1 protein-coding gene is annotated in these 242 nt (G+C 42.6%); it reads left to right on the top strand.

Annotated features, from left to right (window positions below):
* Positions 1–242, top strand: a 242-nt coding sequence (locus tag AAEY62_RS24315) for a peptidylprolyl isomerase (RefSeq protein WP_350637040.1), incomplete at both ends; no start/stop codon positions are given.

The following is a 242-nucleotide window of genomic DNA, read 5'->3' as shown; positions in this document are numbered from 1 at the left end:
ATGTAAAAGCATATTATGAGCAGAGTAAAGCGCAGTATGTTGAGCCTGAAAAACGTCGTGTATCACACATCTTAATTGATAACAGTGAAGATGACGATGCGGCAAAAGCGAAAGCTGAGTCTTTATTAGCACAGCTTAATGCGGGTGCTGATTTTGCACAATTAGCTGAATCGTCGTCAGATGATATTGTTAGCGCCGAAATGGGTGGTGACCTAGAGTGGATTGAACGTGATGTCATGGAG

Origin of the sequence: Pseudoalteromonas sp. GW168-MNA-CIBAN-0100 (genome assembly GCF_040309225.1) — a bacterium.
In the GTDB taxonomy this organism is placed as follows: domain Bacteria; phylum Pseudomonadota; class Gammaproteobacteria; order Enterobacterales; family Alteromonadaceae; genus Pseudoalteromonas; species Pseudoalteromonas arctica.
Note: the sequence above shows the minus strand (reverse complement) of the source record. Positions and strands in the feature narration are given on the sequence as shown.